The organism is Cupriavidus sp. 96C5-1, from assembly GCF_057798855.1.
Map to the genome: position 1 here is coordinate 91,665 of NZ_JBYOJU010000036.1, position 12,973 is coordinate 104,637.

General features: G+C 60.8%; 16 protein-coding genes. 5 read left to right on the plus strand and 11 right to left on the minus strand.

Annotation, left to right across the window (positions count from 1 at the left end; all coding sequences use genetic code 11):
* Nucleotides 1-129 precede the first annotated feature (129 nt).
* Together AC3FOF_RS31445 and AC3FOF_RS31450 are read left to right on the plus strand one after the other, a co-directional pair.
* Entirely contained in the window at nucleotides 130-633 is a 504-nt protein-coding gene (locus AC3FOF_RS31445; RefSeq protein WP_488728803.1) for an SUKH-3 domain-containing protein, read from the plus strand.
* 320 nt (nucleotides 634-953) lie between these two features.
* Nucleotides 954-1,187 carry a DUF2188 domain-containing protein gene (locus tag AC3FOF_RS31450; RefSeq protein WP_276266478.1) on the plus strand — a complete coding sequence of 78 codons (234 nt, stop codon included), beginning with the start codon at nucleotides 954-956 and terminating at the stop codon, nucleotides 1,185-1,187.
* 1,029 nt (nucleotides 1,188-2,216) lie between these two features.
* On the opposite strand, the gene AC3FOF_RS31455 is transcribed toward AC3FOF_RS31450, so the two are convergent.
* The 5 genes from AC3FOF_RS31455 to AC3FOF_RS31475 all read right to left on the minus strand — a co-directional run bounded on the left by AC3FOF_RS31455 (nucleotide 2,217) and on the right by AC3FOF_RS31475 (nucleotide 4,365).
* Nucleotides 2,217-2,480, minus strand: a complete 264-nt coding sequence (locus tag AC3FOF_RS31455) for a hypothetical protein (RefSeq protein ID WP_488728804.1) — start codon at nucleotides 2,478-2,480, stop codon at nucleotides 2,217-2,219.
* Nucleotides 2,440-2,700, minus strand: coding sequence for a hypothetical protein (locus AC3FOF_RS31460; protein ID WP_488728805.1), 261 nt, complete (start codon nucleotides 2,698-2,700; stop codon nucleotides 2,440-2,442). Before AC3FOF_RS31460 ends, AC3FOF_RS31455 begins: the two co-directional genes overlap by 41 nt.
* 280 nt (nucleotides 2,701-2,980) lie before the next feature.
* Nucleotides 2,981-3,415: a DUF6882 domain-containing protein gene (locus AC3FOF_RS31465; protein ID WP_488728806.1), complete on the minus strand. Its 435-nt coding sequence runs from the start codon at nucleotides 3,413-3,415 to the stop codon at nucleotides 2,981-2,983.
* 203 nt (nucleotides 3,416-3,618) lie between these two features.
* Nucleotides 3,619-3,825 carry a DUF7661 family protein gene (locus tag AC3FOF_RS31470; RefSeq protein WP_488728807.1) on the minus strand — a complete coding sequence of 69 codons (207 nt, stop codon included), beginning with the start codon at nucleotides 3,823-3,825 and terminating at the stop codon, nucleotides 3,619-3,621.
* 123 nt (nucleotides 3,826-3,948) lie between these two features.
* Nucleotides 3,949-4,365 (minus strand): hypothetical protein, encoded by a 417-nt coding sequence (locus AC3FOF_RS31475; protein WP_488728808.1) that lies wholly within the window; start codon nucleotides 4,363-4,365, stop codon nucleotides 3,949-3,951.
* 103 nt (nucleotides 4,366-4,468) lie between these two features.
* On the opposite strand from AC3FOF_RS31475, the gene AC3FOF_RS31480 reads away from it, so the two are divergent.
* Nucleotides 4,469-4,831, plus strand: coding sequence for a hypothetical protein (locus tag AC3FOF_RS31480; protein WP_488728809.1), 363 nt, complete (start codon nucleotides 4,469-4,471; stop codon nucleotides 4,829-4,831).
* Between the two features lie 811 nt (nucleotides 4,832-5,642).
* A complete protein-coding gene (locus AC3FOF_RS31485) occupies nucleotides 5,643-5,828 on the plus strand; it encodes a hypothetical protein (RefSeq protein WP_017228977.1) in 186 nt (61 codons plus the stop codon).
* A gap of 280 nt (nucleotides 5,829-6,108) precedes the next feature.
* On the opposite strand, the gene AC3FOF_RS31490 is transcribed toward AC3FOF_RS31485, so the two are convergent.
* Complete coding sequence (locus AC3FOF_RS31490) at nucleotides 6,109-6,930, minus strand: dienelactone hydrolase family protein (RefSeq protein WP_017228978.1); 822 nt, start codon at nucleotides 6,928-6,930, stop codon at nucleotides 6,109-6,111.
* A 573-nt stretch (nucleotides 6,931-7,503) separates the two neighbouring features.
* On the opposite strand from AC3FOF_RS31490, the gene AC3FOF_RS31495 reads away from it, so the two are divergent.
* A complete protein-coding gene (locus tag AC3FOF_RS31495) occupies nucleotides 7,504-8,193 on the plus strand; it encodes a GlxA family transcriptional regulator (RefSeq protein WP_488728810.1) in 690 nt (229 codons plus the stop codon).
* Nucleotides 8,194-8,346: 153 nt separating this feature from the next.
* Here AC3FOF_RS31495 and AC3FOF_RS31500 read toward each other — a convergent pair whose 3' ends face one another.
* From AC3FOF_RS31500 to AC3FOF_RS31520, 5 genes are all read right to left on the minus strand, one after another.
* On the minus strand, nucleotides 8,347-8,631 hold the full coding sequence (locus tag AC3FOF_RS31500; protein WP_488728811.1) for a hypothetical protein: 285 nt from the start codon (nucleotides 8,629-8,631) through the stop codon (nucleotides 8,347-8,349).
* Nucleotides 8,632-8,804: 173 nt separating this feature from the next.
* The gene (locus AC3FOF_RS31505; RefSeq protein WP_488728812.1) at nucleotides 8,805-9,107 is read right to left on the minus strand and encodes a hypothetical protein; all 303 of its coding nucleotides are present in this window, start codon (nucleotides 9,105-9,107) and stop codon (nucleotides 8,805-8,807) included.
* An 89-nt stretch (nucleotides 9,108-9,196) separates the two neighbouring features.
* Entirely contained in the window at nucleotides 9,197-9,400 is a 204-nt protein-coding gene (locus AC3FOF_RS31510; protein ID WP_017228982.1) for a hypothetical protein, read from the minus strand.
* 80 nt (nucleotides 9,401-9,480) lie between these two features.
* On the minus strand, nucleotides 9,481-9,732 hold the full coding sequence (locus AC3FOF_RS31515; RefSeq protein WP_017228983.1) for a hypothetical protein: 252 nt from the start codon (nucleotides 9,730-9,732) through the stop codon (nucleotides 9,481-9,483).
* A 457-nt stretch (nucleotides 9,733-10,189) separates the two neighbouring features.
* Nucleotides 10,190-12,973: bifunctional glycoside hydrolase/polysaccharide deacetylase family protein (locus AC3FOF_RS31520; protein ID WP_488728813.1), on the minus strand; the 2,784-nt coding region annotated here is incomplete at its 5' end.

The window sequence follows — 12,973 nt, forward strand, 5'->3', positions numbered from 1 at the left end:
GTAGCGCCGATATCGGCTACCAGAACACCGTCTGCGATCTTTAAGCGATCGCCCTCAGTGTTGTGCGATTTGCGGGACGGCGTGCAATAGTACGGGCCCTGAGAAAGAAAGCCGATTGAGGATGACTCGATGATTGCTCTCCCTGCATCAGTTGAACCGCTGTTTATTCGGGCCGGATGGCATCCAGGAGTCGCATCCGCCGTCGTAGACGGCAATCATCATCCAGCCACAGATATGCTTCGGGAATTCGATGGTTTGACTGTAGGTTCTGATGGTGCCGGCGTGGAATGTGCCCGAATCGCTCTGAAGTTTCAGCCGATTGAAACGCTGGACGAGCAGATCATGGCGTGGGAGCGGGCACTGCAAACCACGATGGTCGGATTTGCCGAAGGCGGGCTGGGCTACGAAGAATTCTATGCCGACGAGATGGGTCGCATCTTCGCCATCAACTGTATTGTCGATGGTGTTTACCTGTGTGGATTCAGTTTTGGCGATGCGGTCGAGCGATTGTTGCTCGGAAGGCGAGCAATGCCGCTTTTGTTGGAAGGACAGGAACGCGTGCCATTCTATGGCGAGGACCTACTGCGGGGAGATCCGCGGATTTGGACGGTCTGTCAGTTGAAGAAATCCTAAATGCGCAGCGACGTTACCGGAGTTCTACAGGCATGTTCAAAAGCAGGAGCACCTCGTAATCGCCGGAGGTATTGGCCTGCGGAAGTTTCCTGCGCAGCCAGGCAAGATTGCGCAGTCGAGCACGCCGTAGCAAAGCGGCGGCGACAAGGCTCACGCGCTCACGAGACGTTGCCCTCGTCGGATCTGTCTGCCGGGGCGGCTTTTCCCGGATGGGGCAAGCGCCACGCGCTCGTATAGACGCGCAAGTCGGACAATGCCCACTATCAATCGGACCGAACGTCTCCTAAAACAGCAGTAGATCACCGCTCAGGGAGACTGCAATGGATTCAATGCCGCAACGCAACGTACACGTCATCCCCCACGGCGACGGGTGGGACGTCGTTCATGAGGGGGCGAAGGGTGAAAGAGCACACTTCCCCACCCAGGAGGAAGCTGTCGATGCCGCCACAGTGATTGCACAGCGCGACAAGGTGGAACTGCTGGTACACGGGCAGGATGGCCAGATTCGCACACGCAGCAGCTACGGCCAAGACCTGCGGAACCACAAAGGCTGACGCGCGCTCCCACGGCACTGCGAAGACATCCCGCATGACGCATTCCTGCCTGGTATTGTCGTCGGCCACCGCCAGCGCATACGGCGCGATGCACGTCACTGCCAGTCGGCATTTTCAAGAGGCGCTTGCGCGCCCGGTGGGTGTCTGCCGTTTTGACGGGGGTCGGCTTGCGGCGGTTAGCCGGACAAATCCACCGAGGGGCGTTGGAGGAGACACGGTTGGGGTGGCGAAGTCAAACCGCACGCAGGCAGCGTTTGACAGCTCGCCTTACCAAGTCGCGTTGATGCCCTGCACCCGCACGGATGACGATCGCACCGGGACTTGAACCTGGACGCCCCTGTCACTGGCATGAGAAGGTCACCTTCTGTATCGACTTGATCCTTGTGCCGTGGGCGTGGACCATCGCCATGTTCTCATGGCTCGCATTTGCGGCTACGCTGCCGGACACCTCCAAGGTACCCGTGTGCCCGTGGTCCCCTGTGTAGCTGCACCTGGCCTCGCAATGCCGAGACCTCGGTTCACTATTCGTCGCGACGAAGACGATCGCCTCTCTAGAGCCGCTGGCCATGCACCGTATCGCAACGCCATTCTTCACCACAACATCCCGGGCTTCCGGTGTTGCCTCAACTGGTGAAGTCATCCCTATCAGGACAGCGATGATCAGAAGTGCTGGCGCAAGCTGATTTCCAGGCATGCCATTCCCCACGCAAGAAATCGGAGGGTAGTGTCTCGTCCGACTCCAGTCAATCCGTCCAGTTTCGCGCGCACATGCGCCTGCGAATAAAAGACCCACGCCTCGGCCGTGACCATCCTCGCGGCCTTCAGGCGGCCGTCGGTTGCCGCCCGGGCGATGCCTCGACGCCCAGGGCGGCGTTCGATCCCTTGCACCTCCTGTCACCCTCGATCCAGGCCCTCAGCTTCGCCTTGTACTTAAGAGACTGCTTGGGGTGGCCTGCTGGGATCGCTCTGTCCGTCGACATCGAAAAAATGAAGAAGCCAGCACTTGGCAGGCCCTGACTGAACTTAGCGTCATTTTGTCACACTATTCTTACAAATTAAATTTATTGCATACCAGATATGCATCTGTTTTAATTCGCGCCGCGCGGCATCTGCTGCGCCCCTTTCGCGCTTCTGCTTCTGCGCAAGACCGGCATGGATTTCCCGTCCCGGCCGGTCTTCTTTTTGCCCGAACTCTTGCTGCGGCGGCATGAAAAAGCCGCCCGAAGGCGGCTCCTGAACAGTGCTGCTCCGGCTACTCGCCGGTTTGAGCCACGACTTGTTGTGCTGCGGCATATCCCATGATTTTCACGCCGTCCCCATCCAGCTTCCTGCTCTGTGCCGGCAGGTCCACCGTCGGCATATCCGGATACATCTCCGAGAGAATCTCATCGGCGTCATCTCTGGACTCAAACGGTCCAAAGTGAATAATGCGGGGTCCGGTGATTGCTGCGAACAACCACTCCCCGGTCTCCAGCGGGTAGATCACCGCCAGTGAGCTTGCATGCCTGTACATAGCTGCCTCCCGATCTTGTCATGTCCTCCAACATAACTATCGATGCTGGCGAACCCCACCCTCGACAGGGCAGGCGCCGCGCGACGTCGCACAGAAATATTTTAGAAAATCCGTCAAGCGCGACAAGTAGTGGCGAGCTAACACGGGGGATGCCGTCCCCAGACACCCCGACACGGTCTCCTCGATCGTCGGCGCGTGCAGCATACCCAAGCCTATGTGATCGGCTTATGCCGTGGAAACCGCAAACGGGAAAGCCTCAATTCGACATGACGGCTCGGACTCATTTCACAACATAGTAAACCCATGGCGTTTGATGCTTGACTTTAAAGACCGCGACTCCGCCCAGCTCTTGGAGTGAGAGAGCGCATAGCTCATCAACATCGTTGGTGTTGGTGCGGAAGTGCGAGGTTTCAAAGATCTTGTACCCGGTCTTTGCGCAGATATCCTTAATGCGGGAAGCTCCATTTCGACAGGCGTCCGGGAATGCATCATTTGCCCACGCCCAAGCCCATTCTTCTTCCATCGGCAGATATGTCCCGATGGGTATGATTTGAAAGACCTGAGTCTGGGCGTCTGTTCTTATGAAATGCAAGCTCTGCGACTGATCGTCGATGCTCCATTGCGAAAACTGCGCTAGAACTCTCGCAAAGGCCTCTTGTTTCGCGCGATAGGCATCGAGCGCGCCTTGGCGCAAGGTTTCGTACTGCGCGTCCAAGGAATCCTGGTGATGTGGGTGGAGTTGCATGTCAAATGTTAGGGTTCATGGTGATGAATTCATGGTGGCGAATGGCAGGTCCCTGAGGGTTGCAGCCCCACCCTGCAGCGGCTCTCTATGCGTAGCGGAGTTGTTCGCTATCCCTTGCCAGGCAAGGAACTGCACCGTTCGGCCAAATACAGGCAGTCCCGGCGGTGCCGCCGTCAGAGCTGGCGGATCACGCGGCCGCAAATTGCATCTTCATGAAGCAGGTCGTTGAGGTATCCCTCGACTTCATCCGCCAGCACGTCAGAAGGGATCACCAGATCGTAGATTTCGACCGCCGAACCATTCCCCATTCGAAATACCCTCCACTTGCTTTCAACCCGCCGCACTTCGATCTGGTAAATCCCAAATATGTCGTACCTCATGTTAATTCCTTATCAAGAATGGAATTCTTCCAGTCTACCCGCTGCCAGGAATGCCGGGACGCGCATGGCCGAACCCAAACCCATGGCATTACCGGCAAGCTCGGAAATACTCGCTATCTGAAGTCAATGGCACACCTGAACATTCGAATTGCCGTGGTTCGCCGCAGTGGGACGAATGCCGGTATTGTCTATCGCCAGCCGCGCCGCGAACACTCGATCCACCGTGGCATAGCGCCGGCGGGCCGGCGCATTTCCGCCTGCCTCTTGGAAAGAATGATCCTCCCGCGCTCGGCCCGATTCCCGATTGTGGAGCATATCGACAAGGCGATCGAGCGGCAATGCCCGTTCGATCGGAACCTTCAGCATGTCCGTGTCGAACGGGCCCGGGGCGAGAGCGAACAGCCCGTTGTAGATCATCAGCGCATCTTCCGCTTCGGGCACCGCCGCTGACCCCGCGGCCACCTCGGCGAGCCCGGTGCGTCCGCCACATCCTCCCAACGGCAGCCATTTCGGCGGGCTTTTTGCTTTGGGCCACCACATTCCACGCCTCGATACTGTATATCCATACAGTTAACTCAACTATCGCCAGCCTCGCTCGCACCACCCCTATACTGGATATCCATACAGTATCAGTGAGAGAGACATGTTCACCTGCGCCCCGGGCACCGTCCACCTCTACCGCAAATCCCCCTCAGAGGAGTGCCTTGACATTCGCTGCCTGTCCCTGATCGTGGACGATCCGTTGCTCACGGCAGATACCAGGAATCCCGAGGCCGAGGCCGCCGCCCAGGCCGCCGGCGCCACCCTGCTCCTGACCGGGGTAAACACGACAGCGGTCATGGCGCTTCCCTGGCGGATCGACCGCCTCGCTTTCGATCACTGCGGCGTCCGGCTCAACTTCTCGCTTGCTGACTGGATTCAGTTCGTGGGCCCACGCTCCATCCGCCTGCGCACCCGTGGCGAACGCGACTACGCCACGCGCCAGGAGACGGCGTGCCGGGCGTGACCATAATCGTTGACACATCCGCGTGTGGATATGCTTCCGCCCATGGGATAGGCCTGTGCTTCTGACCCACCTGATCGCCGCCAGGTTTGACAAGATATTCACCTTGACGACGTGGCAAGATGCGCGGGACAAGCACCGGCGGGTATTGCCGCGCGCGCCACTGCCAGGAGAAAGGATGCGCAATAGCCCGTCCGACCAGATGTGAGCCCACGCAAGAGACCTCGAGGATCGAGACGGACAGGATCCGTTTAAGCTGCCGACCGCGACCGGTGCCAACGCCGCTTCGGCCAGTGGCGCTCACCGAGCGGGGCAACAATCAAGTGGCTCTCCTTCACCTCGACCACCCGGCAGTCTCCCGCTCGATGGTGATGGCCGAGCACAAGTCTTACTGGCCAAGCCCGATTCTGGTACTCAACGAGCGTTTCGCCGTATTGGTTCCAATGCTCCTTACTCGGCTTGCCTACCATAAAGACAGAAAAATCAAAATACGCATGGTCCCACAATCTTGCCAGTGACGATGGCGATATGGTCCATATTGCGTGGCGTACTTGATCATCCGAATCAGGGTCGATCCAGGCACGCGACATCCTGACATCTTTAACATTTGTTCACCATCCTTGCTTCCGGCCCATGCCAGAATCGTCCTACGCGAGCTACGACTCGTCAGATACATTCCGAGCCCCGGGACGTGCTGGTTTCTTTACAGCCCCACCTTCGGCAACGCAGAGAGCCGAATCGGTTTTATCAAGATGACGGGCCATCTCTGCATCCATTTTTTCTCTGTCCAGCAGAGGCGAATAGAGCAGGAAGCATGACAGTAGTAACAGAATTAATAGCTTTTCTGATTTTCGAGGCGCTGTGGTTCGTTCCCTATAGCTTGGCCTTCAAGGCTGCCGGCATTCGCGGCCACTACGCCTATCTTGCTTTGCTCCCCATACTAGGCCCGCTGATCTGCACCTGGATCCTTGCCTATCATGTTCGGCCTCCCAAGCCCTAGCACTGGGGTCCTGACTCACAAATTCGTTGAATAGGTCAGCCGATAGGAGGCGCGATCTGTTGTCGCGAATGCTCGCAAGGACTCAGCATTGCTGCGCTTCGCTCCTAGGCTTCCACGTCTTCCCGACAGACCTATTTCTTCAACGAATTTCAGACTCAGGATACTGTCTGGTGGGTCCGCTCTTTCTACCTTGGTGATCGTACCTCCATCTCCTTGTTCAAGCCTGACCGCCACCGTCTTCTGATCTGCATGGCAAGCAAACTGACCGCCCCTGCTGGCTTCATCCGCCGAGTCGACACGCAAGAAACGACAGAATCTCGTCACGCGCCGCAATCGTCGGCTGGCCCGCTTCATCGACCAGATGCGCAGTCACCACGCTGTGGGGGCTTGCCACCACCTTTTCGAAAAACGGCGGGGTGTCCGGATTGGCTGCGCTGTCAGGTATTACGCGCGCGACAAAACGTTCGCCCAGCGCCTCGGTGAACGCTGCGAACCGCTGCGCCCTGCAATGCCTGTCGCCCTCGAAACGGTAGGCCATGACGATCAGGTCCTCCCGCTCCAGACGCTCCCGCACGGCAGCGAGTTCGTCGGGAGCCATATTCATGCCGGCGGGGTTGTCGATAGGCAATGACGGCTGGCATACCACCGGCGCGAGCATCGACGGCTCAAGCATCATCGCGAGCGCGAAGTTGCCGGTGAAACACATGCCGATCGCACCGACGCCTGGACCGCCGCACTCCCCATGCGCCAGCCGCGCAAGCGATCGCAGCCATTGGGTGACCGGGCTCGACTCGTTGGCAGCGAAGGCGCGAAACTCTGCACTGACACAGGCTCGGCGGAAGGTAGCGATGCCTTCGTCGACCTGGGGCACGGCACCATCACGGCCGAATAACGACGGCATGTACACCGTGAAACCCGCCTCGCGTATCCAGCGGCTGAAGCGCGCGACGTGCGGGCTGATGCCCGGCATTTCCGCCATCACGATCACCGCCGGGCCGACGCCGGTGACGTGCACCACCTTTGTCGCCCCGTCTAGCGTAATGCGGCGCTGGTCAAAATCGTCTAGCGAGTCGTCCTCATTCATATTCTGGCTGGCTGCCATCGCTGCTCCTTTGCGTTCGATTGATCATCGGGACCACTTGAGGTTGGCTACATGGGATGCCATGGACACGCATGGCCCGAGGCCCCGGCGCAGCCCCCGAGTCTGCGCAGGGACCCACTTGCGCCCCAGGGACCTTCAGTCACGTCGTGCAGGACGACCAAGGTCGCAAGCAGGCACTTCGCATCCGGCTTCCAGCTTCCAGCTTATGCAGAGCTTGTATTGGAATGTTTTCGTCGTCAGAATGACAGTGTCTGATATGACCGTTTTCAAGCTAAATCCGACATGTACGATTTTACGGTTCTAGTCCTTGAGGGGGCGTATCCCTCCAGCGTTGCGGCCACACGCGACATCCTTGCCGCGGCAGGCGCACTGGCGGCCAGGGCAAAAGTGGCCGCGCCGCGGTGGAGACTGTGCTCAGTCGAGGGTGGGCCGGTTCGATTGCTGGGCGGATTGACCGTGGATACTTCCAGACTGCCGGCAAGGGCAAGGGGGGAGCGTTCGACATGGGTGTTGCCGGGTCTTGGCCTGGATACATCCGCTTCCATTCGGCAACGCCTCGGATGCGTCGATTCGGTGAAAGTCATCGAAGGCCTCGCACAACATGTCAAGGCCGGCGGGCATGTGGCGGCCGCGTGCTCGGCGGTGTTCCTGCTGCACGCCGCAGGACTGCTTCGGGGGCGACGCGCCACAACCTCATGGTGGCTCGCTCCGCTGCTGAAAAGGATGGAGCCCGACTGCCTGGTCGATGCCGACCGGATGGTATGTGCAGACGGGCCTGTGATCACTGCCGGCGCTGCCTTCGCGCAGACAGACCTGATGCTGTACCTGCTGCGCCAGCGTTGTGGCAGCGCGCTCGCTGACATCGTGTCGCGCATGCTGCTGATCGATGGTCGCCAGGCGCAGGCGCCATACATCGTGCCGGAGGCGCTGGCCAGCGGGAACGACCTGGTGGCAAGGCTGGCTGCGAAGGTCGAATCCGCGCTTCCGAATCCGCCGACGGTGGCAGCATTGGCTCAAGTGTTCTGCATGTCCGAGCGAACCTTGTCGCGCCACATTCAAAAGGCAACGGGAAAGAGTACCCTGGCGCTTGTGCAGAGTGTCAGATTGCGACGCGCCAGGGCTCTTCTGGAGACCAGCCGGATGACGGTTGCACAGGTGGCTGAAGCCGTGGGCTACCAGGACTCGACTGCGCTCCGACGCCTGATGCGGAGAGTCGCCGGCGCCAATCCAGGCCAGTATCGAACGGCTGTTGCGGCAACATAGTCCGCAACGCATACCACGCCCGCTTCCAGGCTCGGTCGAGAGTGGGCAATGACGATTGCCTGGACCACTTCCAGTGTGTCCACTCGCTCGACCGCCCAGGTCAGGTAGCGAGCGCCGTCGAACGCATCGTCTTCAGCGAAATCACCCAGCCGCCTAATCGGCAAGGGGGAAGCCAAAGACATCCTGCTCCAGGTCTCGCTCGAACGCGACCGTCCACGAGGTCCCTGGTCCTGCGGGATATATCTGGATTTCGCTTCTGGTCACACGGGCGACAGTGATCTTGCGGTGGATATGGTGCGAGTGCGGTCCGCCGTCAAGAGGAAGGCCCTCTTCCGCGCTCACGTCGAAGTCCTCCCGGACGAACCCATGCCGCGTACATGCTGCCTCGAATTCCGCGCGCTCATCCGCTGGCAGTTCGTGGAACGACTTCTGAACCATGACCATCTCCCGGAGCCCCGGAGGATCCTAGCATGACAAATCTAGCCATCCGGGCGGGAACTGTCGTCGACAAATTGGGAGTGTGCGAGCCGGCCCGCCCGTTGCCCGAGCGCGCACCCCGAGGCATCGAGTGGGTCCGCGCGAACTCGGACAGGGCAATGCATCGCGCGAAGTCAGCCCGCGCCGTCCTCTGCATCAATAAAGCCCAATGGGTGCATCTTGTCCTTGATGTTGACCGCCACGATGACAGCGCTATGCGGCACGAATATCGTGGCGCCATTTTTCTGGATCTCGGCCATCGCGCCACTTGCATCGAATCCATCGCAAACCAGTTGGCTCCACTCCGCCGTTCGGCTGTGTTCCTGGAACACCACGTTGGAGATATTGCGCCAGTGCGAGCCGGAAAGGACCACGAACCAATTCATGACAACCCCCTGCCTTGGAATCAAAGGAATCGTTGTGTGCCCAAAGGCCATCCCAGCCTCGTCACCGATGGCAAGGTGCGCGCCATCCTGGACTGCGGAAAAATGCCGTTCGGGACGTGGGCGACGAAGTTCAGGAGAACTCAGCTGTGCGCATCAACCCACGCCTTCGCCCAGACAAGGCCCTGCGCTACGGCAAGTTCGAACGTCGGGTAGTAGCCGAGCGGCTCCGACCCCTCCTGGAGCCGACCATCTTTCTCGACCGCACCGGTTGCCTCGAACATGCCATCAACCAGTGGTCTCCCGAAGCCACGAACCGTGTAGCCGTTGTAGCTTTCGATGCTCATAGTGCCCTCTCAGGATTTCGGAGGATCGTAGAACGTTGCAGGCGTGGCCTGGTGTTGTTGGCGGCGGTGTAAAGAACAGATCAACAAGCGCCAGGATTGGCCCGGCCTTCGTCGATCAGCTTCTCGGCATAGTCGCGCGCATGCTGCCATGCCTCACCTTCGGAAAAGTACTGCCCTGGCACGGGTTCATGCTCGAGGATCTTGATCGAGGTGCCGTCCGCCGCCTTTGCACAGATCGTCACATCGCCTTGCCACGGCCCACCAATTCCGGCGGAAGTTGCGCAAGCCTCATACCAGTGATCTTTGTAGTACGCGAAACCTTGGAGATCCATCGCTTTCTCCAGTTGCCTAGGACAATCGTAGCACGGCGCAAGGATGTGAAATCAGCTGCAAAATGGGAGCACCGTGGCCCAAGGTGAGTATGTATCTCACTATCCACTAGGTGGTGGCACTAGCTGCTTGTAGCGCTGAATGGAGGCGGTTTCGGGATCCACTGCACTGAAGTCGGGGCGCAGCAACAGGCCGTCGGCGGAAGTGCCTATCGAGAGGCCGTGGGCTTCGACATCGGTGCTGAAAGGCCGCTGCTTGCCGTGGTGGCTCAAGGTATCGGGTAGAGAGCCTGCGTAATGAGGATAACCTGCAGAGCGCAATGTCAGGCTGCTCGCGGCCGCAATCCGTTTCGCGCAGGCATGTCTCTACCGGGGCAGGCATAACTTCCTCGCGTATCTTGCCCGCGCCACCGTGCCGATGCCGCGGGGGCACACTGCCCCCCCTCGGCAGGCCCGGCGCTCAAGCTGCACAGGTGATTTCGACGCTTTGCTTGACACTGCGCGGATTGGGAACGGGCGCGGTATCGAATCGCTGGGCACCGCGATCCCGCACACCTCCTGCCGTCTTGCCGTCGATGGCTACCTGGCAGCGGTCCGCGCCGGCGAGGCGGAAGAAGGGCTTGGCGTAGCCGCTAAAATCAAAACGCAGGCGCTGTGTGTCGCCCTGGCGGCTGCGCCGCCAGTCCCGCACGAAGCCGCTGGCTTCGACGATCTCCGGGCTGGCGGGCCGTGCAGGAGCATTGGCGGCACGCATCGCAATGCGCGAGGCGCCATCGGCGAGGTGCACGTAGACGCCCCCACCGGGCGCCGGCGAGGTGCCGGTCACGCCTTGCGAGTCCGCCACGTCGGGCACATCCGAGCCGGTCCAGCGCACATTGCGCAGGTTGCCGTCACCGCGCACGATCCATGCAGCCGGCTGCTTGCCGTCGCCGCCCAGCTCGCGCGCCACCGCCATGCCTTGCCAGTCGATCACCTTGCGTACGTAGTCGGTGGAATGAACCGGGAACAGCGGCTGCGCCAACGCGTAATCATAGACCTTGCGCAGCGCCTTGAGCGAAGCCACCTTGGTGCCGGAATAGCTGTGGTAGTAGATATTGACCGGTTTGAAGCGCAATGGGCGATCTGTCAGTTCGTAGGTTTCGATCACGCGTTCAAAGCCGTAGTAAGGCCCATGCCAGAGATTGGTGTAGACGTTCTCGTTCTGGTTGGGCGCAAACACCTGGAAGGCATCATCGGCCTTGTTCACGCCGATCGGGGAAATTGCGGTCCAGCTCGGATTGCTCTTCGTGATGATGGTGTCGCCGCCATTGAGGTTCTGCACGCCAGCGGCATTGGCCTGCCTGATCGCCTCGGCCGGCACCTGTGTATCGCCGGGCCACAGCACCATCTTGACCGGCTTGTCGGCCGGCGCCAGCACCCTGTTGATGTAGTCGATCGATCCCTGGATCTCGCGCTGAAGGCTCACGTTATAGCCAGGAATGGGCATGTAGTATTCACGCGCGGCAGCCTGCTCGGCCGCATGGGCAGAAGCACCTACCAGCGCACGCGACCAGACAAAAGGGTGCGAGTACGTGTGGGAAGCCACCTCAACGTATGGCTGGGCAAAAATCTTGCGCGCGATCGGCTCGAGCTGTTGCGTCAGATGGGGGTACATGCCGCTCGCACCGACCTCCCCCTCAATGACCGACATGGTCATGGGCAGGCGGTAGCGATCGAAGATCTCGCGGAACAGCACTTCGCCGGAAAAGCCACCGCCGGGAATTTCGGCACGCGAGGCAAAGCCGTCGCCGTCGATATGGATGGTGAGCAGGCGTCGACCGTTTTCGGTGGTCACGTCGGGCACGGGCATGACCGGCAGGCGCAGCGCCTCGCGGAAGAAGGAGATCGGCTGCACCACCCAGCGATCATTGTCCCGGTCGCGAAAATCCGCCATCACCGCATAGGGCCCCAAGACATAACCACCCCACCGCGTGATCGCCGCGGCATCGTAGGTCAGCGCACCGGCCCGCAGGCGTAGCAGCGTTCTCGATCCCTCCCCCGCTCGCACCGGCACGGCATGCAGCCTGTCCGGCGATACCGGAGCCTCGAAACCCATCATCGGATCCTGCTCCAGCACCTCGACGCGCCCCTTGGCTTCCCCGGTGACCGACTGCAACTGCAGCGTACGAGCGACCCGGCCCTTGACCGGCGCGCCGAAATCATTGAGGAAGGCAATCGGGATGCCTCGCGCGATCAGCTTCTCCGCCCAGTCGTATAGACGCGCACCGGTGCTGCTGTCCGGCCCGCTCAGCCACACAACCACGCCGGCATAGCGGTCCGCACCGATCTCCGGCAGCGGCTGGCCGACATCGGCGAGGTCAACGCGATAGCCAAGGTAGTTCAGCGGCGTGGATACATAGCGCACCCCCTTGGAACTGTCCAGCGAAACGCCGGGCGGACGGTCCTGCACGACCAGCACGCGGCGCGGCATCACCTCGATGCTGCCGATGCCGACCGTCTGCAGGCCGGGGTCGGCCACATAGGGGATGATGCCCTGCGCGCGGATCCGCGCCGCGGTATCGCGCGCGCACTGGCGGTCGGCGGGCGGGCAGTAGTCGATCGAGATCACCGGCAGGCGGTATTGCTCGCGGATCGTGCGCACCTGGCCAAGCAGCCAGTTGCGATCCGCCTCGCTCACCTCGGTAAAGCGCTTGCCGGCCTGGTCCCAGCCCCGGTAGAGCGACTCGAAGGCCACCGCATAGGCCAGCTGGTTGACCTGCGGCAGGATCTCGAAGCCGCGGTTGAAGATCAGCCTGGCCTCGGGATAGCGCGCCTTGATGGCGCGGATCACCGCCACCATGCCGGCTTCCTGGCTGGCGCGCGCGGCATCGGTCCTGGCCACGAGCTGGTAGGAATCGAGCGTATCGAGGAAGAAGCCGCGATAACCGCGCTCCCACAACGGCGCGATGACCTTGTCCACGTAGAAAGCCGGCCAGCCCTCGGCGGCCTGGTCGACCACACGGGCCCCCCAGGCATCGTTATTGCCAGTCAGCCACGCTTTGGGAATGTCCTTCAGGTAAGCGCGCGACGGCGCGACTTCGCCAATGCTGACATAGGCGAACCACTGCGTATCGGGGGTGGCCACGCGCCGCGGGTCGAAGCCGCTGTCCGGCTCGACCACCGCGATATCGAAGGCCTGGAGAGCGTCCACCGGCGGCTTGCTGCCGTAGTGGAAGGCAATATTGGGAGCCCGGGCTGCAGCCGG

What these genes read in the sequence shown, in the direction of transcription:
- AC3FOF_RS31445 (WP_488728803.1), top strand. Translation starts at nt 130, where the DNA reads ATGATTGCTCTCCCTGCATCAGTTGAACCGCTGTTTATTCGGGCCGGA.
- AC3FOF_RS31450 (WP_276266478.1), top strand. Translation starts at nt 954, where the DNA reads ATGGATTCAATGCCGCAACGCAACGTACACGTCATCCCCCACGGCGAC.
- AC3FOF_RS31455 (WP_488728804.1), bottom strand. Translation starts at nt 2,480, where the DNA reads ATGCCGCAGCACAACAAGTCGTGGCTCAAACCGGCGAGTAGCCGGAGC.
- AC3FOF_RS31460 (WP_488728805.1), bottom strand. Translation starts at nt 2,700, where the DNA reads ATGTACAGGCATGCAAGCTCACTGGCGGTGATCTACCCGCTGGAGACC.
- AC3FOF_RS31470 (WP_488728807.1), bottom strand. Translation starts at nt 3,825, where the DNA reads ATGAGGTACGACATATTTGGGATTTACCAGATCGAAGTGCGGCGGGTT.
- AC3FOF_RS31475 (WP_488728808.1), bottom strand. Translation starts at nt 4,365, where the DNA reads ATGTGGTGGCCCAAAGCAAAAAGCCCGCCGAAATGGCTGCCGTTGGGA.
- AC3FOF_RS31480 (WP_488728809.1), top strand. Translation starts at nt 4,469, where the DNA reads ATGTTCACCTGCGCCCCGGGCACCGTCCACCTCTACCGCAAATCCCCC.
- AC3FOF_RS31485 (WP_017228977.1), top strand. Translation starts at nt 5,643, where the DNA reads ATGACAGTAGTAACAGAATTAATAGCTTTTCTGATTTTCGAGGCGCTG.
- AC3FOF_RS31490 (WP_017228978.1), bottom strand. Translation starts at nt 6,930, where the DNA reads ATGGCAGCCAGCCAGAATATGAATGAGGACGACTCGCTAGACGATTTT.
- AC3FOF_RS31500 (WP_488728811.1), bottom strand. Translation starts at nt 8,631, where the DNA reads ATGGTTCAGAAGTCGTTCCACGAACTGCCAGCGGATGAGCGCGCGGAA.
- AC3FOF_RS31505 (WP_488728812.1), bottom strand. Translation starts at nt 9,107, where the DNA reads ATGGCCTTTGGGCACACAACGATTCCTTTGATTCCAAGGCAGGGGGTT.
- AC3FOF_RS31510 (WP_017228982.1), bottom strand. Translation starts at nt 9,400, where the DNA reads ATGAGCATCGAAAGCTACAACGGCTACACGGTTCGTGGCTTCGGGAGA.
- AC3FOF_RS31515 (WP_017228983.1), bottom strand. Translation starts at nt 9,732, where the DNA reads ATGGATCTCCAAGGTTTCGCGTACTACAAAGATCACTGGTATGAGGCT.